The sequence below is a fragment of the Streptomyces lydicamycinicus genome (genome assembly GCF_000829715.2).
GTDB classification, from domain to species: domain Bacteria; phylum Actinomycetota; class Actinomycetes; order Streptomycetales; family Streptomycetaceae; genus Streptomyces; species Streptomyces lydicamycinicus.
Genome location: NZ_BBNO01000008.1, coordinates 235,716 through 258,464, shown reverse-complemented (window position 1 = coordinate 258,464; position 22,749 = coordinate 235,716). Strand labels below are relative to the sequence as shown.

19 protein-coding genes and 1 pseudogene are annotated in these 22,749 nt (G+C 72.5%); 11 read left to right on the top strand and 9 right to left on the bottom strand.

Features of this window, described 5'->3' with window-relative positions:
- Nucleotides 1-8: 8 nt before the first annotated feature.
- The gene (locus tag TU31_RS27445; protein ID WP_078886015.1) at nt 9-737 is read right to left on the bottom strand and encodes a TetR/AcrR family transcriptional regulator; all 729 of its coding nucleotides are present in this window, start codon (nt 735-737) and stop codon (nt 9-11) included.
- A gap of 181 nt (nt 738-918) precedes the next feature.
- Here TU31_RS27445 and TU31_RS27440 point away from each other — a divergent pair, with 181 nt between their 5' ends.
- A complete protein-coding gene (locus TU31_RS27440; RefSeq protein ID WP_042159270.1) occupies nt 919-1,140 on the top strand; it encodes a hypothetical protein in 222 nt (73 codons plus the stop codon).
- An 8-nt stretch (nt 1,141-1,148) separates the two neighbouring features.
- Here the strand turns inward: TU31_RS27440 and TU31_RS27435 are convergent, their stop codons facing one another.
- Together TU31_RS27435 and TU31_RS27430 are read right to left on the bottom strand one after the other, a co-directional pair.
- On the bottom strand, nt 1,149-1,946 hold the full coding sequence (locus tag TU31_RS27435) for a maleylpyruvate isomerase family mycothiol-dependent enzyme (RefSeq protein ID WP_042159268.1): 798 nt from the start codon (nt 1,944-1,946) through the stop codon (nt 1,149-1,151).
- Nucleotides 1,947-2,074: 128 nt separating this feature from the next.
- A complete protein-coding gene (locus tag TU31_RS27430) occupies nt 2,075-4,045 on the bottom strand; it encodes an APC family permease (protein ID WP_042159266.1) in 1,971 nt (656 codons plus the stop codon).
- 296 nt (nt 4,046-4,341) lie between these two features.
- Between TU31_RS27430 and TU31_RS27425 the strand changes: the two genes are divergently transcribed.
- Complete coding sequence (locus tag TU31_RS27425; protein WP_245698784.1) at nt 4,342-4,791, top strand: DUF4118 domain-containing protein; 450 nt, start codon at nt 4,342-4,344, stop codon at nt 4,789-4,791.
- Nucleotides 4,792-4,807: 16 nt separating this feature from the next.
- On the opposite strand, the gene TU31_RS27420 is transcribed toward TU31_RS27425, so the two are convergent.
- The gene (locus tag TU31_RS27420; RefSeq protein ID WP_042159265.1) at nt 4,808-5,392 is read right to left on the bottom strand and encodes a helix-turn-helix domain-containing protein; all 585 of its coding nucleotides are present in this window, start codon (nt 5,390-5,392) and stop codon (nt 4,808-4,810) included.
- A 36-nt stretch (nt 5,393-5,428) separates the two neighbouring features.
- On the opposite strand from TU31_RS27420, the gene TU31_RS27415 reads away from it, so the two are divergent.
- Nucleotides 5,429-6,700, top strand: coding sequence for an alpha/beta hydrolase family protein (locus tag TU31_RS27415; protein WP_052719081.1), 1,272 nt, complete (start codon nt 5,429-5,431; stop codon nt 6,698-6,700).
- Nucleotides 6,701-6,802: 102 nt separating this feature from the next.
- Here TU31_RS27415 and TU31_RS27410 read toward each other — a convergent pair whose 3' ends face one another.
- Both TU31_RS27410 and TU31_RS27405 read right to left on the bottom strand, forming a co-directional pair.
- Nucleotides 6,803-7,288 (bottom strand): hypothetical protein, encoded by a 486-nt coding sequence (locus tag TU31_RS27410; RefSeq protein ID WP_042159260.1) that lies wholly within the window; start codon nt 7,286-7,288, stop codon nt 6,803-6,805.
- A 239-nt stretch (nt 7,289-7,527) separates the two neighbouring features.
- Entirely contained in the window at nt 7,528-10,047 is a 2,520-nt protein-coding gene (locus TU31_RS27405) for a SpoIIE family protein phosphatase/ATP-binding protein (protein WP_370682768.1), read from the bottom strand.
- Nucleotides 10,048-10,366: 319 nt separating this feature from the next.
- Between TU31_RS27405 and TU31_RS27400 the strand changes: the two genes are divergently transcribed.
- The 4 genes from TU31_RS27400 (at nt 10,367) to TU31_RS27385 (ending at nt 15,972) form a co-directional block, all read left to right on the top strand.
- Entirely contained in the window at nt 10,367-11,890 is a 1,524-nt protein-coding gene (locus TU31_RS27400) for a long-chain-fatty-acid--CoA ligase (protein ID WP_042159258.1), read from the top strand.
- A 114-nt stretch (nt 11,891-12,004) separates the two neighbouring features.
- Nucleotides 12,005-12,532: a DinB family protein gene (locus TU31_RS27395; protein WP_107070764.1), complete on the top strand. Its 528-nt coding sequence runs from the start codon at nt 12,005-12,007 to the stop codon at nt 12,530-12,532.
- Between the two features lie 374 nt (nt 12,533-12,906).
- A complete protein-coding gene (gene rsgA, locus TU31_RS27390) occupies nt 12,907-14,082 on the top strand; it encodes a ribosome small subunit-dependent GTPase A (protein WP_181018672.1) in 1,176 nt (391 codons plus the stop codon).
- 51 nt (nt 14,083-14,133) lie between these two features.
- Nucleotides 14,134-15,972 (top strand): bifunctional transcriptional activator/DNA repair enzyme AdaA, encoded by a 1,839-nt coding sequence (locus TU31_RS27385; RefSeq protein WP_275451862.1) that lies wholly within the window; start codon nt 14,134-14,136, stop codon nt 15,970-15,972.
- A 4-nt stretch (nt 15,973-15,976) separates the two neighbouring features.
- Here the strand turns inward: TU31_RS27385 and TU31_RS27380 are convergent, their stop codons facing one another.
- The gene (locus TU31_RS27380; RefSeq protein ID WP_042159256.1) at nt 15,977-16,459 is read right to left on the bottom strand and encodes a DUF456 domain-containing protein; all 483 of its coding nucleotides are present in this window, start codon (nt 16,457-16,459) and stop codon (nt 15,977-15,979) included.
- A 425-nt stretch (nt 16,460-16,884) separates the two neighbouring features.
- Between TU31_RS27380 and TU31_RS27375 the strand changes: the two genes are divergently transcribed.
- Nucleotides 16,885-18,141, top strand: coding sequence for a protein phosphatase 2C domain-containing protein (locus tag TU31_RS27375; RefSeq protein WP_042159253.1), 1,257 nt, complete (start codon nt 16,885-16,887; stop codon nt 18,139-18,141).
- Between the two features lie 164 nt (nt 18,142-18,305).
- On the top strand, nt 18,306-20,048 hold the full coding sequence (locus TU31_RS27370; protein ID WP_042159251.1) for a pyruvate dehydrogenase: 1,743 nt from the start codon (nt 18,306-18,308) through the stop codon (nt 20,046-20,048).
- Between the two features lie 12 nt (nt 20,049-20,060).
- Here the strand turns inward: TU31_RS27370 and TU31_RS27365 are convergent, their stop codons facing one another.
- A complete protein-coding gene (locus tag TU31_RS27365; protein WP_042159996.1) occupies nt 20,061-20,534 on the bottom strand; it encodes a MarR family winged helix-turn-helix transcriptional regulator in 474 nt (157 codons plus the stop codon).
- Between the two features lie 96 nt (nt 20,535-20,630).
- Between TU31_RS27365 and TU31_RS27360 the strand changes: the two genes are divergently transcribed.
- Nucleotides 20,631-21,023 carry a nuclear transport factor 2 family protein gene (locus tag TU31_RS27360; RefSeq protein WP_042159994.1) on the top strand — a complete coding sequence of 131 codons (393 nt, stop codon included), beginning with the start codon at nt 20,631-20,633 and terminating at the stop codon, nt 21,021-21,023.
- Between the two features lie 40 nt (nt 21,024-21,063).
- Here TU31_RS27360 and TU31_RS27355 read toward each other — a convergent pair whose 3' ends face one another.
- Nucleotides 21,064-22,152, bottom strand: coding sequence for a M20 family metallopeptidase (locus TU31_RS27355; RefSeq protein WP_042159992.1), 1,089 nt, complete (start codon nt 22,150-22,152; stop codon nt 21,064-21,066).
- A gap of 294 nt (nt 22,153-22,446) precedes the next feature.
- Here TU31_RS27355 and TU31_RS40335 point away from each other — a divergent pair.
- A pseudogene (locus TU31_RS40335) lies at nt 22,447-22,653 on the top strand (chaplin); the annotation flags it as partial.
- Nucleotides 22,654-22,749 lie beyond the last annotated feature (96 nt).

Genomic DNA, 22,749 nt, shown 5'->3' with positions numbered 1-22,749 from the left:
GCCGGAGATCAGCGCCGGGTGCGCCGGTCTCCGGCGAAGATCTTGTCGAGGTGGTAGTCCAGGGTGCGGCGCACCTCGTCCAGCGTGCGGCGGTCGTGGAGCACATCGCTGCCCAGCCCCACCGCACCGGCGACCAGCAGATCGGCCTCGCGCCACGGGTCGAGACCGGGCGCGGTTCGCCCGTCGGCCTGCGCCGTGGTGATCAGGTCCGCCACCAGCCGCTCCAGAGGCTGCTCGGCGGGCAGAAAGACCTTGGCGAGGTCGGGGTCCGTCAGGCTGCGGGCGTAGTAGGCGGCGAACACCCGCAGTGCGGTGGCGCGTTGGGCGTCCACCGGCAGGAATTCCTCCAGCACCGCCCGCAGCAGACCCCGGGGTTCCGTGGCATCGAACGGGATACGGGAGCGGGCGATGCGCTCGTTCTCCGCGTGCAGCAGCCGCAGCGCGTCGACCAGGAGCCGGTGCTTGCTCCCGAAGTGGTACTGGACCGAGCGCAGTGAGACCCCGGCCTCGGCCGCGACCTCCCGCAGGCTCGCCGCGTGCAGCCCCCGCTCGGCGGCGATCCGCCAGAGCGCCTCGGCGATCCGCAGCCGCTTGCCCGACGGGTCACCCGCCGCCGGCCGCTCGGGCGCCGGGACCGGCGGCTGCTTCCGCCGCCGGTACGCCTTGGCCTGGCAGCTGCGCGAGCAGTAGAGCGCCGGCCGGCCCCGTCCCGCCGGAGGGAGAGCCGTGCGGCACATCCGGCACACCGGCCCTTTCGCCCGCGCTATTTCCGCACGCACAATTCCCCTTCCGGAACCCTAAATTGTGTGACGTAAATCGAATTCCCCAGCAATTAGGCCGCCGATAGCCATTTTCTGAATGATACGTTCGTAACGTCCTCGGGGGACAGCGGAATTGTCGACAGAACGTGGGGGACCGATGAAGTACGACATCCTGCAGATCGCCGGCGCCGTCATGATGGTGCTTTTCGCGCAGGGCGCGATCCGGCTGCTCTTCGACCACAGCGACACCGGATTCCTCGGCCGGCTCGACGGTGGCTTCGCCCTCACGCTGGCCGTGCACCTGGCGCTGGTCGCCGTGGGCGTGCTGCTGACGGGCTGGTCCCACACCCGGGCCAAGGCGCTCGGCCGACGGGGCTGACACCCTTTTCAGAACGCGGAGTTGGCGAACCAGCGCGTCAGCAGCTCCTCGTCGCCCGTGGTCTCGACCGTGTCCGCGGCGCGGTCCAGGCGCCCGTACAGGAGCAGCAGCAGATCCGCCGCGGTGCCCTGGACGCCGGCGTCGGCGGAGGCGGCTGCCGCGTCCCCGGTCCGCGGCTCGGCCGCGAAACCGTCGGGCCGCAGCCGGACCAGCCAGTCGCCGTCCGTGTCGGTGCACCGGAAGCGCAGGGTCTCGCCCTCGCCGCGCAGCCGGGCCACATGGGGCGCGAAGAACGTGGCGTACGGCAGGTTCGTCAGGAACTCGTCCACGCCGTCCGTCGCGAGCGCGGGGTCGATCACCGGCCGGCGGCCGAGCGCGCGCTCCGCGTCCGTACGGTGCACCAGCGTCTCGAACAGCATCCGCCGCATCCAGAACCGGGCATGCTGATCGGCGCCCCACGCCCACATCGGGGCGTCCGGGTCGGTGCCGGCGAAGGCGTCCGCGGCCTCCGCGGCACTCGCCGACAGCCAGTCGGTCCAGCCGTCCTCCGCCGTCGGGAGATGCAGCTCCACCTCCCGGCTGCGCGGCGGTTCCTGGACCAGCCGGCGCAGCAGGACGGAGAACATGCGCTGCACGCTCCCGGTGTGCTTGACCAGGTCGCGGAGCGTCCAATCCGGGCAGCCGGGCACCGGGGCCGACAGGTCCGCGCCGTTCAGCGCCGCCACGAAGGCGGCGGTCTCGGTTGCGACGGCGGCACGGTGTCCGGCGGGACCGACGGCCCGGCCCGCGGGGTGAGAGGAGTGCATGGCCGGTGGTTCCCGATCTCTCCGGCCCGGCGACCGGAACGGCCGGGCATCTGTGCGCAGCCTGCCACAGCCGGCGGGCGGGGGAGCCGGGGCCCCGGCCCGCGTCGCCGGGCGCCGGCCCGGGTGCGTCAGCCCACGTGGACCCGGGGCCGCCGGGCCGGGTCGGGCTCGGCGCGGCGCAGCACCTCCCGGGTGACCGGCGCGACCTCACCGTCGCCGAAGACCAGGAAGCGCAGCAGATGGCTGAGCGGATGGCCCTCGGTCCAGTTGAAGTAGACGTGCGGCACCTGGCCGGTGTGCTCGCGCAGCTGCATCAGGACGGCGGCGATGGTGTTCGCCACCCCGGCGCCCTCCACCCGCAATATCTGTGCCCCGTACCGCTCCTCGCCCTGGACGTGCAGGTCCGTGGTGAAGTCCGAGGAGTCCCGTACGGTGACCTCCAGGAACAACACCGGCCGCCCGTCGGGGATATGGGTCTCCTCGCGCTGGCTGTACTCCTTCTCCCGGTACTCCGCCTCGTCCCGCTCATCGGGCTCGTTGGCGATGACCCGCAGCGGCCCGGCCGCCAGCGCGGCGTCGATCAGCCGCTGCGCGGTCGCGTCGAAGTCGACCTGTACGGCGCGCAGTTCGAAGGCCCGGTGCACCCGTGAGGCGAACGAGGTCAGCAGGATGCCCAGGATGAACAGCAGGGCGATCTTCAGGCCGTCCGGCCGTTCGATGACATTGGTGATCAGGGTGTAGCCGAAGACGACGGTGATGGCGCCGAAGCCGACGGTGGCCGCCCGGTGGCGGCGGTGGCGGGCGGAGACGGTGGAGGCGAAGGACGCCGAGAGCATCAGCACCAGCACACCGGTCGCATACGCACCGCTCTGCTCATCGACGCTGGCGTTGAACAGGACGGTGATACCGAAGGCGATGGCCAGGAAGATCAGCACCAGTGGGCGCACCGCCCGCGCCCACTCCGGGGCCATGCCGTAGCGCGGCAGATAGCGCGGGACGAGGTTGAGCAGTCCCGCCATCGCCGAGGCACCGGCGAACCAGAGGATGGCGATGGTGGAGAGGTCGTAGACGGTGCCGAAGGCCTCGCCGAGGTACTGGTGCGCCAGATAGGCCAGCGCCCGCCCGTTGGCCGAGCCGCCGGCCTCGAACTCGTGCTGCGGGATGAGCAGCGTGGTGGCCAGGCTCGACAGCAGCAGGAAACCGCTCATGACCAGCGCCGCGGTGGTCAGCAGCCGGCGGGTGCCGCGGATCCGGCCGTCCGGGTGCGCCGCGGTGTCCGCGGCGTCCCCCTGGACCTGCGGCATGACCGCGACGCCCGTCTCGAAGCCGGACATGCCCAGCGCCAGCTTGGGGAAGACCAGCAGCGCCACCCCGACGATCGCCAGCGGCGAGGAGTGCCCGGCGGTCATCGCGCCCCACCAGTCACCGACCACCACCGGATGCGACAGCACCTGCCAGGCCGAGGCGGCCAGCACGACGACGTTCAGCACCAGGTAGGTCCCGACGAGTCCGACGGCTATCCCGATCGCCTCGCGGAAGCCCTTGAGGAACACCGCGCCCAGGGCGGCCAGCAGCACCAAGGTGATCCACAGGTTCGCGCCGTGCAGCAGCGGCGGGGCGAACGGGTTCTCCACGACATGCGCCGAGGCGTCCGCGGCGGACAGCGTCATGGTGATGACGAAGTCCGTGGCGGCGAATCCCAACAGCACCAGCACCAGCAGCTTCCCCGCCCACCAGGGCAGCAGCCGCTCCAGCATGGCGATCGAACCCTCGCCGTTCGGGCTCTCCTTGGCGACCCGGCGGTACACCGGCAGCGCGCCGAGCAGCGTCAGCGCGATCAGCACGAGCGTGGCGAACGGCGACAGCAGCCCGGCCGCCAGCGCGGCGATACCCGGCTGGTAGCCCAGGGTCGAGAAGTAGTCGACACCGGTCAGGCACATGACCCGCCACCAGGAGTGCCCCTTGTGCTCGGCCGGCGGAGTGCCGTGCGGCCCGGGGTGGCGGGCGGCCTGGCTGCTCAGTCCGTCCAGAAGCCAGCCGCGCCACCGTCGGCGGGCGGGGGCGGCGGGAGGCGTCGGGTCCGCCTGGACACTGGTCATGCGGGTACGTCCTGCCGATCATCGGTCGTCGGTTCGGGCAACGAGGAGCGAGTATGCATCACCGCGCGAGCGGCGCCCCGCCCCACCCCGCGTCCGGCGACATCGGCCGGTTCACCCCCTGGCGTCAAGACGGTGTCAGAAAGCGTCCACCGCCCGTACGCAGGACGTTAAGAACTGCGCCACGGTGCTCCCGCCCCGCCCCCGGGGCGCAATCTGGCCCGCAAGGGCCCACCGCGGAACCACGGGACCGGACCACACCGGTCCGCCGCACGGGGCCGCAGCAGGAGGTGCTCCCCATGACCACCTTTCACCGCCCGGCGCCCCCGCTCCGCCCGTACCGCCCCCGGACCACGCGGTTCCCCCAGGTCAGCCCGCAGGCCACGCAGCCGGCCCACCGGGTGCCACCGGACCGCCCCCTCGCCCGTGACCTCGCGCTACCGCTCGGCGCCGTCGGTGCGGCGCTGCTGGTGACCGCCCTGCTGCTGACCGGCGAGACCGCCCACACCTCCGCCGTACTGGCCCTCTTCGCCCTGCTGACGCTCGCCGTGGCACTCCGCACCCGCCCGGCTCTGGCCCCCGTCGCGGCCCTGGTCTCCTGGATGTTCTACGACGGCTTCGTCCTCCACCAGCACGCCGAACTGGCCTTCCACACCCCGGACCGGACGAGCCTGCTGATCCTCCTCCTCACCGCTGCCGTGGGCGCGGGCTGCGCGGCCGAGGTACGGGGCGTGCGGCGGAGGGGGTAGCTGAGAGGCCGGCCGGTCAGGTGGCCGTCTCCTGATCGGCTCCAGCGTCCGATGACTGCTCGGCTTCCCGCTGCGGGACCTCCACAGGGAAGTGGATCGGGCTGAGCAGGTACTGCGCCCGCTCGGGGCTCGGCCGGTGTGCCAGCCGCGGTGCGATGGCCGCGCGCAGCTCACCGATCATCTCCTCCAGCTCCGCCGGGCTGAGCCAGAGCGCATGCTGCCGGTACCCCACCTGGTCGGCCACCGGGTCGGTGCCCTCGTGGTCGAGGTAGGCGTTGAACTCGGCCAACAGGGCGGTCATCGCGGTGGCGAAGGCCTGCCGATGGTCCTCGGGGGTGAGCGCGCGGACCGCCTCGGAGCCGATCACGGCCCGGTCCTGTCGCAGCCGGTAGTGCCGTTGTACCGCGCCGCGCACCCTGCGCTCCTCGGCCACCTCCAGGATTCCGCCGCCCACCAGCAGATCGATGTGCCGGTAGACGGTGGCCTTGGAGGCTTCGGGGATGCGTGCGCAGAGTTGAGCGGGGGTCTGAAGCCGTCCACCGCCCATCGCATGCACGATCCGCAGCCGGATGGGGTGGGCGAGCAGCTCCAAGGAGTCCATGTCTCAACCTTCTCACGGCTGCTACCTTTCTCAATCATGAGAATGGATGCGGATGCTGATAGCAGGGCACTGGAAGTGGCGCGTGGCTTCGCTGCGCTGCTGCGGGCCGAGTGTTTCGACGAGACCGTGGAGCTCTTCGCGCCCCCACTGCGGGCCGCGGTCTCCGCCGAGGCGCTGCGGCTGGCGTGGGCGGCCGAGGCTGCCGGACACGGCGGGGTCAGGGAGGTCGAGGAGCCGGCGATGGAGGCCGGCGAGGCCGGACCGGTGCGCGTGCGCATCCCGGTGGCCTGCACCAACGGCCGCTTCACCGTGCTCACGTCGCTCGGTGACGACGGCCTGCTGCACGGACTGCGGATCGATCCGCACGGTGACGCCGAATGGCAGCCGCCGCACTACGCGGACGAGGACCGGTTCACCGAACGGGACGTCATGCTCGGGACGGGGCCGCTCGCCGTGCCCGGCACACTCAGCCTGCCCGTAGGGCCCGGACCGTGGCCCGCCGTGGTGCTGCTCAGCGGTGGCGGCGCTTTCGACCGGGACGAGAGCAGCGGTCCGAACAAGCCACTCAAGGACCTCGCCTGGGGACTCGCCACCCGGCACGTGGCCGTGCTGCGCTTCGACAAGGCGACCTTCGCGCACCCGGATCGTCTGCCCTCGGACTTCACCATGGCCGACGAGTACCTGTCACCCGCGCTCGCCGCCGTCCAGCTGCTCCGGCAGCAACCCGAGGTGGCCCCGGACCGGATCCATCTGCTCGGCCACAGCATGGGTGGCAAAGTGGCGCCCCGGATCGCCGCCGCCGACCCGTCGATCGCGGGCCTGGTCCTGCTCGCCGCGGACACGCAGCCGATGCACGAGGCGGCCGTCAGGGTGGCCCGCTATCTCGCGGAGCTCGCCCCCGGGCCGAGCGCGGACGAGATGGTGTCGGCGCTCATACGGCAGGCCGCGTTGGTGGCCGGGCCGGAACTCACCCCTGACACCCCGTCAAAGCTGCTGCCACTGGGTTTCTCCGCTGCCTACTGGCTCGACCTGCGTGCCTACCAGCCGGTGGCCACGGCAGCCGGACTGGTCTGCCCGATGCTGATCCTCCAGGGCGGGCGGGACTACCAAGTGACCGTCGCCGACGACCTGATCCACTGGCAGGACGGCCTTTCGCACCGACCCGACGTGACGATCCGGATTCACCAGGACGCCAACCACCTCTTCTTTTCCGGCAGCGGCCAACCCAGCCCGGCCGAATACGCGCGCCCAGGGCATGTTGACCCGGCGGTGGTCGACGAGATCGCGACCTGGCTGGGGCGCCAGTAGGGGGAGGCCGGGCGCCGGCCGGCGTACGGGCGTGCGGCGGAGGGGGTTGGCTGACGGCCCGGCCGGTCGACGGGCTCGTACGGGGCGTGGGCCGGGGGAGGTTCAGCCCCGGCACCAGCACCTGCGGCGCCGGGAGAGGGTCGCGCGGCGGTGCCGGGCGGCCGCGGCCCGGCGTCGGCGGCTCGCCGCGCCAAGGAACCCGAGGCCGATGCCCAGCATCCAGACGTCCTTGGCCAAGGGGATGCCGTTCTGGGTCGGCCGCAGGCTCCCCGGCTTCCGCATCCCGGGAGTCCGCAGATAGAGCCCGACCAGTCCGCCGGAGAAGCCGGTCAGCGCGAGTCCGGCCAGCCGGGTGGGGACGAACGGTGCCAGCAGCGCACCGCCGACCGCGAGTTCGGAGCATGCCAGCAGCCGGGTGAACTGCTCGGCGGGGATCTTTTCCAGGAACGGATAGGCCACCTGTGCCATACCGTGCACGCCCTCGGCGGTCGCCGCGTCCGCCCGTAGCAACGTCAGCCCGGAATCCAGGATGAACGCACCGACGGCCAGCCGCGGAGCCAGATCACGCGCTTCGGGCAACTGCACCATGGGAGCCTCCAAGATCAGTCGTCGGCCCCCTCAACGAGCTTAGCCAGGGGGGAGGGGGGCTGCATCCGGCAGCAGTGGGGGAGAGGGGGTGGGGCGAGGGGGCGTTACGCGGTGGCATCCTGCGATCCGCGACCTCCGCGATTCGCGACCTCCTGCGATCCGTGCCCCGGCCCGCGGCCTGCGCCTCGACCGGCGCCCCGGGAACCGCCTCAGCGCCCCCGCCTCAGGCCCCCGCCCCCTCACAGCGCCGGCACGTCGTCCCACTGGTCGAGGACGTCCTCGGTCGAGTCGGGGCCGGGCTCCGGGCGGCCGCCGTCGAGGGACTGTTCGGTCCAGATGACCTTGCCGCCCGGTGTGTAGCGGGTGCCCCAGCGGTGCGCGAACTGGGCGACGAGGAAGAGGCCGCGGCCGCCCTCGTCCGTGGTCGCGGCGCGGCGCAGATGCGGGGAGGCGCTGGTGCCGTCGGAGACCTCGCAGATCAGGGCGCGGTCGTACAGCAGCCGGACCCGGATCGGCTGGGCGCCGTAGCGGATGGCGTTGGTGATCAGTTCGCTGAGGATCAGCTCGGTGGTGAAGTCGATCGCCGCCAGGCCCCAGGACTCCAGCATGCGCAGACAGGCCGCCCGTACGGGGGCGACGGCCGCCGGGTCGGAGGGCACCTCCCATTCGGCGACCCGTGTGGGGTCCAGCAACTGGGTGCGGGCCACCAGGAGGGCGATGTCATCGCTGGGGTGGGCGGGCAGCATCGCGTCGAGGACCGCCGTACAGGTCTCCTCGGGGGTGCGGTCCGCCCCGGTCGCCAGGGCCGTACGGAGCAGTTCCAGACCGGTGGCGATATCGCGGTCGCGGTTCTCGACCAGCCCGTCGGTGTAGAGCACCAGCCGGGAGCCCTCGCTCAGCGTCAGCTCCGTGGTCTCCACCGGCACGCTGCTGCCCAGGCCCAGGGGCGGGGAGACGGGCACCTCGGGGAACGAGACGGTGCCGGCGGGGCGGATCACGGCCGGTCCTGGGTGTCCCGCGGTGGCCAGGGTGACCCGGCCGGTGACCGGATCGTAGATGGCGTACAGACAGGTCGCGCCGGTGATGCCGGTGCGCCCCAGGTGCGCCGGCACCGCTTCGGGGTCGCCTTCCGTGCCGCCGGGCCACGTCCCCGCGCCGTGGAGGCGACCGTTGCCGCCGGCCCCGGCCCCGGCCCCGGCCCCGGTGCCTGTTCCGGTCCCGAGGCCGGCCGCCCGCGCCTCGTCCGTGTCGATGTGGGTGACCAGTTCGTCCAGGTGGTTCAGCAGCTCGTCGGGCGGCAGGTCGAGGGCGGAGAAGTTGTGGACCGCGGTCCGGAGGCGGCCCATGGTGGCGGCGGCGTGCAGACCGTGTCCGACGACATCGCCGACGACCAGCGCGACCCGGGCACCGGGCAGCGGGATGACATCGAACCAGTCACCGCCGACCCCGGCGTGGGCGGGCAGATAACGGTGGGCGACCGCGAGAGCGGACTGCTCGGGCAGGGTCTGCGGCAGCAGGCTGCGCTGGAGGGTGACGGCAGTGGTGTGCTCGCGGGTGTAGCGGCGGGCGTTGTCGACCGCGACCGCGGCCCGAGCGGTCAGCTCCTCGGCGAAGGCCAGATCCTCCGCCTCGAAGGCTTCGGACGCGCCGGACCGCCAGTAATTCGCCAGCCCCAGCACCACGCCGCGCGCCTGAAGCGGTGCGGTGATCAGCGAGCGGATACCGGCGTCCAGAACCCGCTGGGTGCCGTCCGGATCCTGCTGCCGCCAGGCGTCCGAGGTGCGCAGATCGCCGACGAGGACCGGCCGGCCGCTCGCCAGACCCGTCGCCATCGGCGTACCGGGCACATAACGGATCACCTCGCCGACCCGGTAGATCGCCGATTCCTCGGCGACCCCCTTGACCGCCATCCGCTGGAGGTCGGCGCTCGCCCCGGCCGTCGGTTCATCGCCGCGCAGCACGGGCTCCAGCAGCTCGACGGTGACCACATCGGCGAACCGGGGCACCGCGACCCCGGCCAGCTCCTCGGCGGTCCGCCCCACGTCCAGCGTGGTACCGATCCGCAGCCCCGCGTCATAGATCAGCTTCAGCCGCTCCTGGGCCACGCCCGCCCGGCCGGCCAGCACCCGCAGCTCGCTGGTGTCCCGCAGTGTCACCACGGTCCCGGCGGGCCGGCCGCGCGGGGCGGTCGGCCGGACGTTCACCGCGAGCAGCCGGTCGCCCGCCAGCAGCACCTCGTCGGTCGCCGCCCGCCCCGACGCGAGCAGCGTGCTCAGCTGCGGTTCCAGCCCGAGGTCCGCGACCGGGCGCCGTTCCGCGTCCGCGGGCAGTTCGAGCAGCCGCCGGGCCTCGTCGTTGGCCAGCAGCAGCCGCCCGTCGCTGCCGATGATCAGGACGCCCTCCCGTACGGCGTGCAGCACCGCGTCGTGGTGGTCGTACCTCCGCCGCATCTCGGCCGGACGCACCCCGCCCGTCTGCCGCCGCAGCCGCCAGCCCACCAGGGCCGCCCCGCCGGCCACCAGCAGCAGCACCCCGGCGGCGGTGCCGAGCAGCACCGGAAACTGGTCCTCCCCCTGTGCGTCGGTCCGCTCCGGGGGCGCCGCTTCCCGCGGCTGGTGGGGGTGGGGGGCGCGTACGGCGGTGTCGGGCGCCCGGCCGGAGGTCTGGGCCCCGACGGCCGCGAGCTGAGGGTCCTCCCGGGCGCTCGCGTCGGGGGCCTGGAAGGCGAGCGCCAGGACGGCCACCACCCCCAGCAGCACCGCGCGGGCAAGCTGCCGTACGGATACCCGGCCCGCGGCGCGATGACTGTTCAGCGGCGAGCGCGGGCGCGTTCCCGGGGAGCGTGGTGACGCTGGTGCATCGTCACCTTCTCGCCCGAAAATTTCCGTCATGACCCATATTTAGCATTGTGCTCCACCGTGAGGTGGTCGGCCGGGTGGCGCCAGGTGATCGGCCGGGTGACCCGTGGCGCTGCCGAGGCTTCCTGGGTACGCGCTATTGAGCAACGCTCAGCGGCTCTCTATGCTCGGCGCGTCCGATGCAGTCCGTGGTACGAGCCGCCGCACGCCAGGAGCCCGGATGACCTTCAATCTCGCGACCGCCCTTCGTGAGTCCCGTCTTTCCCACCCCGGCAAACCCCTGTGCCACCTGGGCGACCTGACCGTCACCTACGGCCGGGCCGACGAGGCGTCCGGCCGGATCGCGGCCACCCTGCGCGGGCTCGGCCTCCGGCGGGGCGCCAAGGTCGCCGTCCAGCTGCCCAACGTGCCGCAGTTCCTTTTCACGTACTACGGAATCCTCAAGGCGGGACTGGTCATGGTCCCGCTCAACCCCCTCCTGAAGGCCGCCGAGATCGCCTACCACCTCCAGGACTCCGAGGCCGAACTCCTCATCGCCCACGAGGATTTCGCGGCCGAAGCGGTCAAAGGCGCGGAGCTGGCCGGTGGCGTCGGGACCTATGTCGTCCACCCGCCGGGCAGCGACCGGCGGATCGCGGGCACCCGTCCGTACGACGAGCTGTACGCCGCCGACGACACCGGCGAGACCGCGCCCACCAGCGCGGACGACACCGCCGTTCTCCTCTACACCAGCGGTACCACCGGTCGCCCCAAGGGCGCCGAGCTCACCCACTTCCAGCTCCATATGAACTGCACCGTCTCCGGTGAGCTGTTCGGCTTCCGCCCGGACGACATCGCCCTCGCCGTGCTGCCGCTCTTCCATGTCTTCGGCCTCTCCAGCGTCCTCAACATGGCGGTACGCCACGGCGGCACCCTCGCCCTGGTGCCGCGGTTCGAGACCGGCGCGGTCCTCGACGCCCTCGAACGGCATCGCTGCACGGTCTTCGCGGGTGTCCCCACCATGTACGCGGCCCTGTTGCAGGCCGACACCGGTACCCGCGACCTCGGCGCCCTGCGCGTCGGAGTCTCCGGCGGTGCGGCGATGCCCGGCGAGGTGATCCGCGCCTTCGAGGAGAAGTTCCCCGGTGTGGTGATCCTGGAGGGCTACGGGCTCTCCGAGACGGCCAGCACCGCGACCTTCAACATCAGCGCGGAGCAGCGCAAGGTGCTCTCGATCGGCAAGCCGATCTGGGGCGTCGAGGTCAGGATCGTCGACGCATCGGGCACCGAACTGCCGCCGGGCCCCGAGCATGTGGGCGAGATCCTCGTCCGCGGCCACAACGTCATGAAGGGCTACTACCGCCACCCCGAGGAGACCGCCGAGACGCTGCGCGACGGCTGGCTGCACACCGGGGACCTCGGGCACCGCGACGAGGACGGCTACTTCTTCGTCGTCGACCGCAAGAAGGACCTCGTCATACGGGGCGGCTACAACGTCTATCCGCGCGAGGTGGAGGAGGTCCTGCACACCCACCCCGCCGTTGCCGAGGCCGCGGTCATCGGCCGCCCCGACGACCGGCTCGGCGAGGAGGTCATCGCCGTGGTCAGCCTCAAGCGGGGCACGGCCGCCACCGTCGAGGACCTCACCGCCCACTGCAAGGAGCGGCTGGCCGCCTACAAATATCCCCGCGAGATCCGCATCGTCGCCGAACTGCCCAAGGGCCCCACCGGCAAGATCCTGAAGAAAGCCCTGCGCGCCGGGTGACCCGGGCGGTCGACCGGGGCCGTGCTTCGGAGGCGCCCCCGCCGTCGCGCCGGTCCGCTCGCCCGGGCCGCTCGTCCACGCCGATTGTCAGTGGTCCGTGCGAGGCTGAGGAGCATGGGAATGACACCGGACGGGCGGCTCGTTCCGCCCCCGCACGCCGATGAACGCGCCATGCTGGAGAGCTGGTTGGAGTTTCACCGTGCCACGCTCCCGCTGAAGTGCGCGGGACTGGACGACCAGCAGGTCCGCCTGGCCTCGGTGGCCCCGTCCACCATGACGCTGCTGGGCCTGGTCCAGCATCTGGCGGAGGTCGAACGGAACTGGTTCCAGCGGGTGTTCGCCGGCCAGGACATACCGCCGGTGTACGAGGCGGAGAAGGGCGACGGGTTCACCCTCGCCCCGGACCGCGGGATCGACGAGGCGCTGGCCGACTGGCGCGCGGAGGTCGCCCGGAGCCGTGAGCTGATCGCCACCGCCTCCCTCGACGACTCCGGCAGGCTTTCGGAGCGGGAGGCCGGGTTCGTCGGGGACCAGCGGGTTTCGCTGCGTTGGATCCTGGTCCACATGATCGAGGAGTACGCCCGCCACAACGGGCATGCGGATCTGCTCAGGGAGCGCATCGACGGCGTCACGGGCGCCTGAGGCCGGAGGGCTTCAGGGGGAAGGCCCGCCGAGCGATGGCTGCCGCGGCTGCCCGGCCGTGCCGTCCGGGCGGCCGTGGCCCGTGGGCCGCTGCGCTCCCGCGGCGCACCGCTGGACACCGGGCCGGAAAATGGTTGGTGCCGACGCGCGGCGCCGGTCTACAGTCGCAGCGTTCGAGCGGACGGCCCGAGGCTGTCCCCTGGCCTGTTGAGATACGCGGAGGTGAGTACTGATGACTGTCGCTGCGCAGGGTGCTGCCCGCATCCAGAAGATCATCAACTTCCTCCCGGTGGTCTCCGGCTGACTCGACCTCACTTCTTCGCGCGCGTATCGCGCGCCCAGCCGGGACCGCTCCTTCTCGAAGGGCCATCCCGTTGTTCGACCTCGATTTCTCCGCTGTGCACCCGCTGACCGCCTATGGCTGGGACGACGGTTTCGCGCGGAGCTTCACTCCCTTTGCCGGGCAGGGGCTCGTGCCCGGCCGTATCGTCCGCGTGGACCGCGGGCGGGTGGACGCCGTCGTGGCGGACGGCGACGGCATCCGGACCGTTCTGGCCGACACCGCGCTGGTGGCGACCCGGGACCCGATGCGGGTGCCGTGCACCGGCGACTGGGCCGTGCTCGACCTGGAGAACGGACGCAGCGGCGATCATGTCGACGGTGTCGTAAGGGCGTTGCTGCCGCGCCGGACGGCGTTCGTGCGCTCGACCTCGTCGAAGCGGTCCGAGGGCCAGGTGCTGGCCACCAACATCGACCACATCGTCATCTGTGTCTCGCTCGCGGACCAGCTGGACCTCGGGCGGATCGAGCGGTTCCTCGCGCTGGCGATGTCCGGCGCGGGCGATGCGGCGCCGTTGCACGACTCCGCGGTGGCCACCGAGGGCGGCCCCCAGCCGGTGGTCGTGCTGACCAAGGCGGACCTGGCCGGGGACCCGGCCGGTCTGGCGCATCTCGTCGAGGACGCCGAGGCCGCGGCGCCCGGGGTGCAGGTGCTGTCGGTCAGCTCGGAGACCGGCGACGGGATCGATGTGCTCGCCGCCGTGCTCGCCGGCGGTACGTCCGTACTGCTCGGGCAGTCCGGTGCGGGCAAGTCCACGCTGGCCAACGTCCTGCTCGGGGAGCGCCTGCAACGGGTGCAGGCCATCCGCGATCGGGACGGCAAGGGCCGGCACACCACGACCACCCGGGATCTGCGGCCGCTGCCCGGCGGCGGGGTGCTGATCGACACCCCCGGGCTGCGCGGCGTCGGGATGTGGGACGCCGGGTCCGGGCTCGCCCGGACGTTCTCGGAGGTCGAGGCGCTGGCCGAGGAGTGCCGCTTCCACGACTGCGCACACCGGTCGGAGCCGGGCTGCGCCGTGCAAGAGGCCGTCGAACGCGGGGAGTTGTCCGACCGGCGGCTGGAGAGCTACCGGAAGCTACAGCGCGAGAACCAGCGCATCGTGGCCAAGACGGACGCCCGGCTGCGCGCCGAGATCCGCCGCGACTGGAAGCAGAAGCAGGCCCTGGGCCGGCATCTGATGGAGCGGAAGCGGGGTCCGCAGCGGTGAGATGAGAGGTGGGGAGGGCCGTCCGGGGCCGCCCTCCCCACCCCGAACGCCATGTCCGATTCCCGCCAGCCCGGTGCGCAGCGCCCGGCGCACACTGGGGGCGTGAGGGACGACGAGGCCAGGTACGAAGCGGTGACCAGCCGGGATGCGCGGTTCGACGGGGAATTCTTCTTCGCTGTGGTGACGACCGGAATCTACTGCCGGCCGAGCTGCCCCGCGGTCACTCCCAAGCGGGTGAATGTGCGGTTCTTCCCGTCGGCCGCCGCCGCGCAGGCGGCCGGGTTCCGGGCCTGCCGCCGCTGCCGGCCGGACGCCGTACCGGGGTCCGCGGAGTGGAACGTACGCGCCGACCTGGTCGGCCGGGCCATGCGGCTGATCGGGGACGGCGTGGTCGACCGGGAGGGCGTCGGCGGGCTGGCGCGCCGGCTGGGCTACAGCCCGCGCCAGGTACAGCGGCAGCTGACCGCCGAGCTCGGCGCGGGCCCGGTGGCGCTGGCGCGGGCCCGCCGGGCGCACACCGCGCGGGTGCTGCTCCAGACCACCGCGCTGCCGGTCACCGAGCTGGCGTTCGCGGCCGGGTTCGCCAGCATCCGGCAGTTCAACGACACGATCCGGGAGATCTACGCGGGCACGCCCAGTGAACTGCGGGCGGCGGCCGGGAACAGGGGTGCCGCCGCCCGCCACACCGCCCCGGCCGGTCCGGGCACCGCGACCGGCCCGGAATCCGCCTTCGCAAGCCGCTCCGCATCCACCGGCATTCCCCTCCGGCTCGCCTACCGCGGACCGTACGCGGCCGCCGAGATCTTTGACTTCCTCCAGGTACGGGCGGTGCCGGGGGTCGAGGAGATCCGCGGCACCCGCGGCGGGCGCACCTACCGCCGTACGCTGCGGCTCACCCATGGCAGCGGTATAGCCGAGGTCGACGAGCCCGCCGGGCCGCGCCGGCGGCGTCGGCCACCGGCGGGCCTGGTGTGTCCGGCGGCGCGCGGGACGGACGGCGGCTGGCTGGAGTGCCGGCTGCGGCTGACCGACCTGCGGGATCTGTCGACGGCCGTCCAGCGGCTCCGCCGGCTGTTCGACCTGGACGCCGACCCGTACGCGGTCGCCGAGCGGCTCGGCGCCGATCCGCTGCTCGGCCCGCTGGTGGCCGAGCGGCCGGGCCTGCGGTCACCCGGCGCCGCCGACCCCGAGGAACTGGCGGTCCGGACCGTGCTGGGCGGCCCGCCGGAACGCGCCGCCGCACTGGTGCGGACGTACGGCAAACCGCTGGACGCACCGGACGGCGGGCTCACCCACCTCTTCCCGGCGCCCGGGGAGCTGACCGGCGCGGAGGTCGCGGAGCCGGTGCGCACCCTGTGCACCGCACTCGCCGACGGCGCGATCACGCTGGACGCGGGCGCGGACCGCGGCGCCGCCGAACGCGCCCTGGCCGCCCTGCCCGGCGTCGGCCCGCGCACCGCCACGTACCTCAGGATGCGGGCGCTGGGCGACCCCGATGTGGGGACGGTGGCCGAGGCGGATGCGGAGCGGGGCGGGACGGTGGGCCCGGCGGCGTGGCGGCCCTGGGGTGCCTATGCCCTGCACCATCTCTGGCGGGCCGGGCTGCTGCCGACGGGTGAGATACCGGGGCCGGGCGAGGTTCCCGGGCCGGGCGAGACCGCCGAGTCGGGTGAGATTCCCGGGCCGGCCGTGATCCCTGGGCCGGTCGTGATTCCCGGGCCGGGCGTGATACCTGGGCCGGGCGAGGTCCCTGGACCGCGCCTGATCCCCGGGTCTGGCCCGGCCCCCGGTCCGAGCCAGACGCCCACGCGCGCGGAGACGTCCGGGCCGGGGGAGCCGTCGGCGGCCCCGGAGCCACCCCCGTACGCCCCGGTCGCCCGCGCCGGATGACGCGTCAGCCCGCCACCACGGCCCCGGTCCAGGCGCCGACGACCAGCAGACAGGCGAACAGCTCGACCAGCACGCTCAGCCCGATGGCGCGCAGGGCCGTACGGGTCGAGGCCCAGGCGTCGCCATGGCTGCCGAGCCGGATGCGTTCCAGCAGATAGAGACCGCCGACCGAGCCCAGCAGGCCCCCGATGACCGGGATCACGAAGAACCCCACGATGCCGGCCACGCCCGCCAGGAACAGGGCCCGGTACGGCGTGCCCACGGCCCGCAGATCGCGGGCCGGCAGCAGCCACTTGACCACCTGATTGAGCAGCAGCACGGCGGTGGCGGACATCAGCACCACCCAGGCGAGCCCGGACTTCTCGGACAGCGTCCACCACATGACGCCCGCCCAGACGATCAGCGGCCCGGGAATGCCGGGCACCAAGACCCCGAGCAGCCCGAGCAGCATCACCAGACCGGCCGCGACCAGCTGCCAGGCACTCATACGCCGGCCGCATCTCGCCCGGCCCATCTGCCGTCGCCCCGCGCGCACCCCTGAACCGTCCGCTCGCTGCGCTCGCTCACGCGCCGGCCTCACTCCCGGCGGGCGCACGCCCCGTGACGGCTCGTACGCTGCACACTCTCATGGGCCCAGCGTGCCGGAAGCGGCCCGGAAGCGCTTGCCGGGGGACGGGCGGAGTACGGGCGGAGTACGGGCCGGAGCACGGGGGCGGGGAGCGCGAGGACGTTACCCGTCGCACCGAGGTCGATTCGGCCGCCGCCCAAGAAGCCACGGCCCACCCCCGGCCCCTCTGATGACATGTGCTGATCACCGACCCCGCCATACGGTCACCCTCAGGGGGCCGACCGCCCGGTGGACGCTCTTTCGCGCCCTGTTGAGGGGGCGGCCACGCAGGGACAATACGGCGCATGAACCAGCAGGGGGCCGGGTGCGGCCAGGAGGACGACTGGTGGCGGCAGTTGTACGGCGAGGGAGGGGGCGACGACGCACCGGGACGCGCCGCGGTGCGTGATGCCGGGCCGTCCGACGCCCCGGACACCCTCGATGACCGGGTCGCCTCGGCGCTCCGGGCGGTGGCCACACCACGGCGGCCGGCGCCGGCACCCCAGCCGCCCCCGGCCCGTCCCCCGTCCACCGCGTCGGCACCGATCCCGCTCCAGGCCACCGGCCCCCGCCCGGCGTCCCCTGCCCGGCCGGCCACCCCGTCCGCACCCGAGGCACCCCGCGACACCCCCGCACCGGCCCCCACCGGGCTCCCGGCCGACCGCCCGCCGCCGCCCGAAGCCGAGCTGGGCACCCTGCCCGCCGCCGACCCGGCCGCCCTCGACGAACTGGTGCCGGACACCGCGCTGGACGGCGCCCGGTACGGCTCGCTGACCCTGCTCGCCGCCTCCCGGCGCGGCGACCTCGCCCGCAACCGCGGTGACGTACGCCGCGACGCGCTGCTCACCGCCCGCTTCGGGGCCGGCCGGCACGCCCTGATCCTGGTCGCCGTCGCCACCGGACGGCCGGCCGGTGAGGGCGCCCATCGCGCCGCCCACGAGGCCTGCGCCCGGATCGGCAGCGCGGTCGGCCGCAGTTACACCCGACTGGCGGAGGACATCCGTACGGACCACCGCAGCGCCCTCAAATCCGGGCTTCAGCGGCTCACCGACCGCAGCTACGGCAGGCTGCGCGGCCGGTCCCAGGAGTCGGACGCCGCGGCGGAGCGGTACCCGCCCGCGCTGCGCTGTCTGCTGCTGCCCGCCGACCCGGACTGCCGTACCCGGGTCTTCTTCGGCATCGGTGCGGGCGGCCTCTTCCGGCTCCGCGACGGCGCCTGGGAGGACTTGGAGCCCGCGGTGCCGGACCACACCGTGCACCGCGGCGCGGACGGTACCGGCGGACGGCTGCGTTCCGCCTCCGGCCGGTCAGCTGCCGACGGCCCCGACCGGTCCGATCCGTTCCTCTTTCGGACGGCCTTCGCCCGTCCGGGCGACACCCTGCTGCTGTGCAGCGCCGGGCTCGCCGAGCCGCTCCACCAGGAGCCCGCGTTCGCCGCCCGGCTGGCCGGACAGTGGTCCGCCGCCGAGCCTCCTGGACTGGTGGCCTTCCTCGCCGCCGCGCAACTTCAGGTGGCGGGCCATCTGAAGGACCGTACGGCCGTCGGGGTGTGGGAGGCGTAGCGGCGGGCAGACGCGGAGGCGGAGCGCGGGCGGGAAGAGCGGCGCAGCGGAGGCGGTCCGGGGCGCCCCATGGGTACATGGGACAAGGCCCCAGAGGGACGGGCCCACCGCGTCAGCGGGCCGTCACCCACCCGCCGCACACCCGTCGAAGGAGCGACAGCGACATGGCGAAGCAGACCGTGGCCGAGCAGTTCGTGGACATCCTCGTGCGGGCAGGGGTGCGACGGCTCTACGGCGTCGTCGGCGACAGCCTGAACCCGGTGGTGGACGCCATCCGCCGGAACTCCGCGATCGACTGGATCCAGGTCCGGCACGAGGAGACCGCCGCCTTCGCCGCCGGGGCGGAAGCGCAGCTCACCGGCTCCCTCGCGGCCTGCGCCGGCTCCTGTGGCCCCGGCAATCTGCACCTCATCAACGGCCTGTTCGACGCCCACCGTTCGATGGCCCCGGTCCTCGCCCTGGCCTCGCACATCCCTTCCAGCGAGATCGGCACCACCTTCTTCCAGGAGACCCACCCCGACCGGCTGTTCATCGAGTGCAGCCACTACAGCGAGCTGATCTCCAGCACCAAGCAGATGCCGAGGGTGCTCCAGACCGCGATCCAGCACGCCGTCGGTCAGAGCGGCGTCGCGGTCGTCTCCCTCCCCGGCGATATCGCCGCCGAACCGGCCCCCGAGCGCGCCATCGAACACGCCCTGGTCACCGCGCGCCCGTCCGTACGCCCCGGTGACGCCGAACTCGACGCACTGGCCACGATGATCGACGAGGCCGACAAGGTCACGCTGTTCTGCGGCAGCGGCACGGCGGGCGCGCACGCCGAGGTGATGGAGTTCGCCGAGCGGGTGAAGTCCCCGGTCGGACACGCGCTGCGGGGCAAGGAGTGGATCCAGTACGACAACCCCTACGACGTGGGAATGAGCGGACTGCTCGGCTACGGCGCGGCCTACGAGGCCACCCATGAGTGCGATCTGCTGATCCTGCTCGGCACGGACTTCCCGTACAACGCGTTCCTGCCCGATGACGTCAAGATCGTCCAGGTCGATGTCCGGCCCGAACACCTGGGCCGTCGCACCACGCTCGACCTGGCCGTCTGGGGCGATGTCCGCGAGACGCTGCGCGGTCTGATCCCCAAGGTCCGGCCGAAGGAGAACCGTAAGTTCCTCGACCGGATGCTGAAGAAGCACGCCGAGGCGCTGGAAGGCGTGGTCAGCGCCTACACCCGCAAGGTCGAGAAGCACACCCCGATCCACCCCGAGTACGTCGCCTCCGTGCTGGACGAAGAGGCCGCCGACGACGCCGTCTTCACCGTCGACACCGGCATGTGCAACGTCTGGGCCGCCCGCTATCTCACCCCCAACGGCCGCCGCCGGGTGATCGGTTCGTTCAGCCACGGCTCGATGGCCAATGCGCTCCCGCAGGCGATCGGCGCCCAGTTCATCGACCGGCGACGGCAGGTCGTCTCCATGTCGGGTGACGGCGGATTCTCGATGCTGATGGGCGACTTCCTCACCCTGGTCCAATACGACCTGCCGGTGAAGGTGGTGCTGTTCAACAACTCCTCGCTGGGCATGGTGGAGCTGGAGATGCTGGTCTCCGGTCTGCCGTCGTACGGCACCACCAACCAGAACCCGGACTTCGCGGCCATCGCCCGCGCGGCCGGGGCGCACGGCGTCCGGGTGGAGAAGCCCAAGCAGCTGCGCGGCGCCCTGCGTGACGCCTTCCGCCACAAGGGCCCGGCCCTGGTCGACATCGTCACCGACCCCAACGCCCTGTCCATGCCGCCGAAGATCAGCGCCGAGATGGTCTCCGGCTTCGCCCTGTCGGCCGGAAAGATGGTGCTGGACGGCGGAGTCGGTCGCATGCTGCAAATGGCCCGCTCCAACTTGCGGAACATTCCCCGGCCTTAGGGTGTGCCCGCCCTAGGAGCCGTGGGGTGGGGGCCCGCCCTCCTGACCGAACGGACCGTCGACGGTGAAACGGCGCAGCTGACGGGCGAACGCCTCGGCCTCACCCGGTGGCCACGAGGACAGGCTCGCCATGATGTGGGCGGCCAGCCGCTCCCGCAGCTCGGCCACCGCGCGTCGGCCCTGCTCGGTGAGGACGAGCAACTGCGCCCGCCGGTCGGCGGGATCGGCCTCGCGGCGGACGAGGCCGGCGGCCTCCAGCCGTGAGGCACGCCGGGTGACACCGGAGCGGTCGACCCCGGCGTCGGGCGCCAGGTCGGCCGCGCTGCGGGGCCCGGTCCGGGCCAGTGCGCTGAGAACCGGGTACGTCAGTTCGTCCACCGCCTCTCCCATGCCCTCGGTGAGCTGCTTGTGCAGCTGCGTGCGGGTGGTGCGCCTGAGCAGGATGCCCAGCGCCTCTGCGATCTCGTGACCTACTTCGTTCTCCACCTCACCAGAATAGCGTGCGCCGCGCACGCGTCTGCTGTTACAGTGCAGGAGGTGCGTGCGCAGCGCACGCACTTCTTCTTCCTTGAGGGGACTCCCATGACGCGCACCGGTATCGAAACCGCCCTGAACGACCTGCTCTTCGCCCGCGACCTCACCGTGCAGGACGCCGCCGACCGCCACTTCGCCCCGGAGTACCGCCAGCGCACGGACGGTGAGTGGATCGACCGCGCCGGGTTCGTCGAGCACATCACCCACCTGCGCACCCTCGTTGCCGACGGCCAGGTCGAGGTCCACGAGGAGCTGTACGACGGCGGCAACTACGCCGACCGGCACACCGTCCACCTCGCGAAGAAGGACGGCTCGACCGTGCGCATGGAGGTCTATGTGTTCGCCGACTTCGCGCCCGACGGCCGGTTCCGCCGTATCGAGGAGACCACCCTGATGCTCCAGGGCGCCGACGCCGACCGCACCATGGGCAGCGCCCGCTGAGATCCGGCACGCGATCGGTGCCGCGACCTCGCCCGCTCCCTCACCGCGCGCGGACGGTCTCGTTCCGCTCCGGATGCTGAAGGGCGTTCACCAGCCCGGCGATCAACTGCGCCCGCTCGGCCATGGCGTCGATCACCACATACTCGTGATCGGCGTGGGCACCGCCCCCGACCGCTCCGAGGCCATCGAGGGTCGGCACCCCCAGTGCGGCCGTGAAGTTGCCATCGCTTCCGCCGCCGACAGCCACGGCTTCGATACCGGGCAGCAGTTGCTGCGCCACCGCGAAGAGCCCGGCCGCCGCCGACTCCGGCATCGGCGGCCGGCCGACGGCGCCCGTCACCGCGATCTCCGCCTCGTCGAGATGCGGAGCAAGTGCCGCGAAGGCGGCCTCGATCCGCTCCTTCTCCTCGGCCGACTCGACCCGGACATCGACGGTGACGGTCGCCTCCGCGGGCACGACGTTGTCCAGGGTTCCCGCGGCGGCGACCGTCGGGGTCACGGTGGTGCCGATACCGGGCCGGCTGAGGGCGGCGATATCCAGTACCTGATGCGCCGCTTCGATCAGGGCATTGACCCCGGCCGCCGGTTCCAGGCCCGCGTGCGACGCCCGGCCCGTGATGGCGACATGGAACGTGCCGCAGCCCTTACGGCCGGTCTTGAGGGCCCCGCCCTCCGCGGCACCCTCACCCACCAGTACGGCGCCGCAGGCGAGGGCGCGCTCTTCGATGAGAGCCCGGGAGGAGTGGGAGCCGACCTCTTCGTCGGCGGTCACCAGGATCTCGACGCCCGAGCCGTCCTCGGCCAGCTCCACGCCATGGATCGCCTGCACCAGCCCGCCGAGCATGTCGAAGACCCCGGGGCCGGTCGCCCGCCCGTCCGCGACCGTGAACGGGCGGCGCGCCAGCGTGCCGAGCGGAAACACCGTGTCATGGTGACCGAGGATCAGGACCTTCGGATCGCCGCCGCCGGACCAGTGGACGTGCGGCCCGGCGTCGCTCTCGACGAGGACGGCCTGCCCGCCCAGCCGGCGCTCGATGACGGCGGCAACAGTCTTGGCCGACGCCCTCAGGGCGTCGAGATCGCGGGAGGGGGACTCGACCTCGACGAGCGTCCTGAGGTCCTCGATCATCGCGTCGATGTCCGCGTCGGCGGTGTGGTGCGGCGTCACGCCGCAAGCGTACGTCGAACGCCGTGCCGGAACGGGCTCACCTGCCCGCTTCCTCGCTTCTGGCCCGGGGTTCGGCCGATGCCCTTGACCTCACCACGCGATCTCTAAACCACACTTATCCCCGGAAAGAGTGAAATGTTAGCAAACTATCTCAGTGTGGGGCCGTACGCGCCGAAGGAGAAGTACAAGAAGCGGCAGTGAGCCGCTTGGACCGATCGGGAGATTGTTATGTCACGGATCACGCGGGTGACTGCTATGGCCGCTCTTGCGGCAAGCACCGCCCTGGGGGGCATGTCGGCAGCGTACGCGGACGCCGGCGCGGCCGGCGGCGCGGCCAATTCGCCGGGAGTGGTGTCGGGCAACGCGATTCAGGTCCCGATCCACATTCCGATCAATGTGTGCGGCAACACCATCAACATCGTGGGGCTGCTGAACCCGGCCTTCGGCAACACCTGCATCAACGGTCACATCGAGCGCCGGGTGGAGGTGCACCGTCACCACCACGTCAAGCACCACCACCACGTCAAGCACGCCAAGAAGAAGCACCACGTCAAGAAG

Coding starts and splice junctions, on each gene's coding strand:
- TU31_RS27445 (WP_078886015.1), bottom strand. CDS start 737: ATGTGCCGCACGGCTCTCCCTCCGGCGGGACGGGGCCGGCCGGCGCTC.
- TU31_RS27440 (WP_042159270.1), top strand. CDS start 919: ATGAAGTACGACATCCTGCAGATCGCCGGCGCCGTCATGATGGTGCTT.
- TU31_RS27435 (WP_042159268.1), bottom strand. CDS start 1,946: ATGCACTCCTCTCACCCCGCGGGCCGGGCCGTCGGTCCCGCCGGACAC.
- TU31_RS27430 (WP_042159266.1), bottom strand. CDS start 4,045: ATGACCAGTGTCCAGGCGGACCCGACGCCTCCCGCCGCCCCCGCCCGC.
- TU31_RS27425 (WP_245698784.1), top strand. CDS start 4,342: ATGACCACCTTTCACCGCCCGGCGCCCCCGCTCCGCCCGTACCGCCCC.
- TU31_RS27420 (WP_042159265.1), bottom strand. CDS start 5,392: ATGGACTCCTTGGAGCTGCTCGCCCACCCCATCCGGCTGCGGATCGTG.
- TU31_RS27415 (WP_052719081.1), top strand. CDS start 5,429: ATGAGAATGGATGCGGATGCTGATAGCAGGGCACTGGAAGTGGCGCGT.
- TU31_RS27410 (WP_042159260.1), bottom strand. CDS start 7,288: ATGGTGCAGTTGCCCGAAGCGCGTGATCTGGCTCCGCGGCTGGCCGTC.
- TU31_RS27400 (WP_042159258.1), top strand. CDS start 10,367: ATGACCTTCAATCTCGCGACCGCCCTTCGTGAGTCCCGTCTTTCCCAC.
- TU31_RS27395 (WP_107070764.1), top strand. CDS start 12,005: ATGGGAATGACACCGGACGGGCGGCTCGTTCCGCCCCCGCACGCCGAT.
- TU31_RS27385 (WP_275451862.1), top strand. CDS start 14,134: ATGTCCGATTCCCGCCAGCCCGGTGCGCAGCGCCCGGCGCACACTGGG.
- TU31_RS27380 (WP_042159256.1), bottom strand. CDS start 16,459: ATGAGTGCCTGGCAGCTGGTCGCGGCCGGTCTGGTGATGCTGCTCGGG.
- TU31_RS27375 (WP_042159253.1), top strand. CDS start 16,885: ATGAACCAGCAGGGGGCCGGGTGCGGCCAGGAGGACGACTGGTGGCGG.
- TU31_RS27370 (WP_042159251.1), top strand. CDS start 18,306: ATGGCGAAGCAGACCGTGGCCGAGCAGTTCGTGGACATCCTCGTGCGG.
- TU31_RS27360 (WP_042159994.1), top strand. CDS start 20,631: ATGACGCGCACCGGTATCGAAACCGCCCTGAACGACCTGCTCTTCGCC.
- TU31_RS27355 (WP_042159992.1), bottom strand. CDS start 22,152: ATGATCGAGGACCTCAGGACGCTCGTCGAGGTCGAGTCCCCCTCCCGC.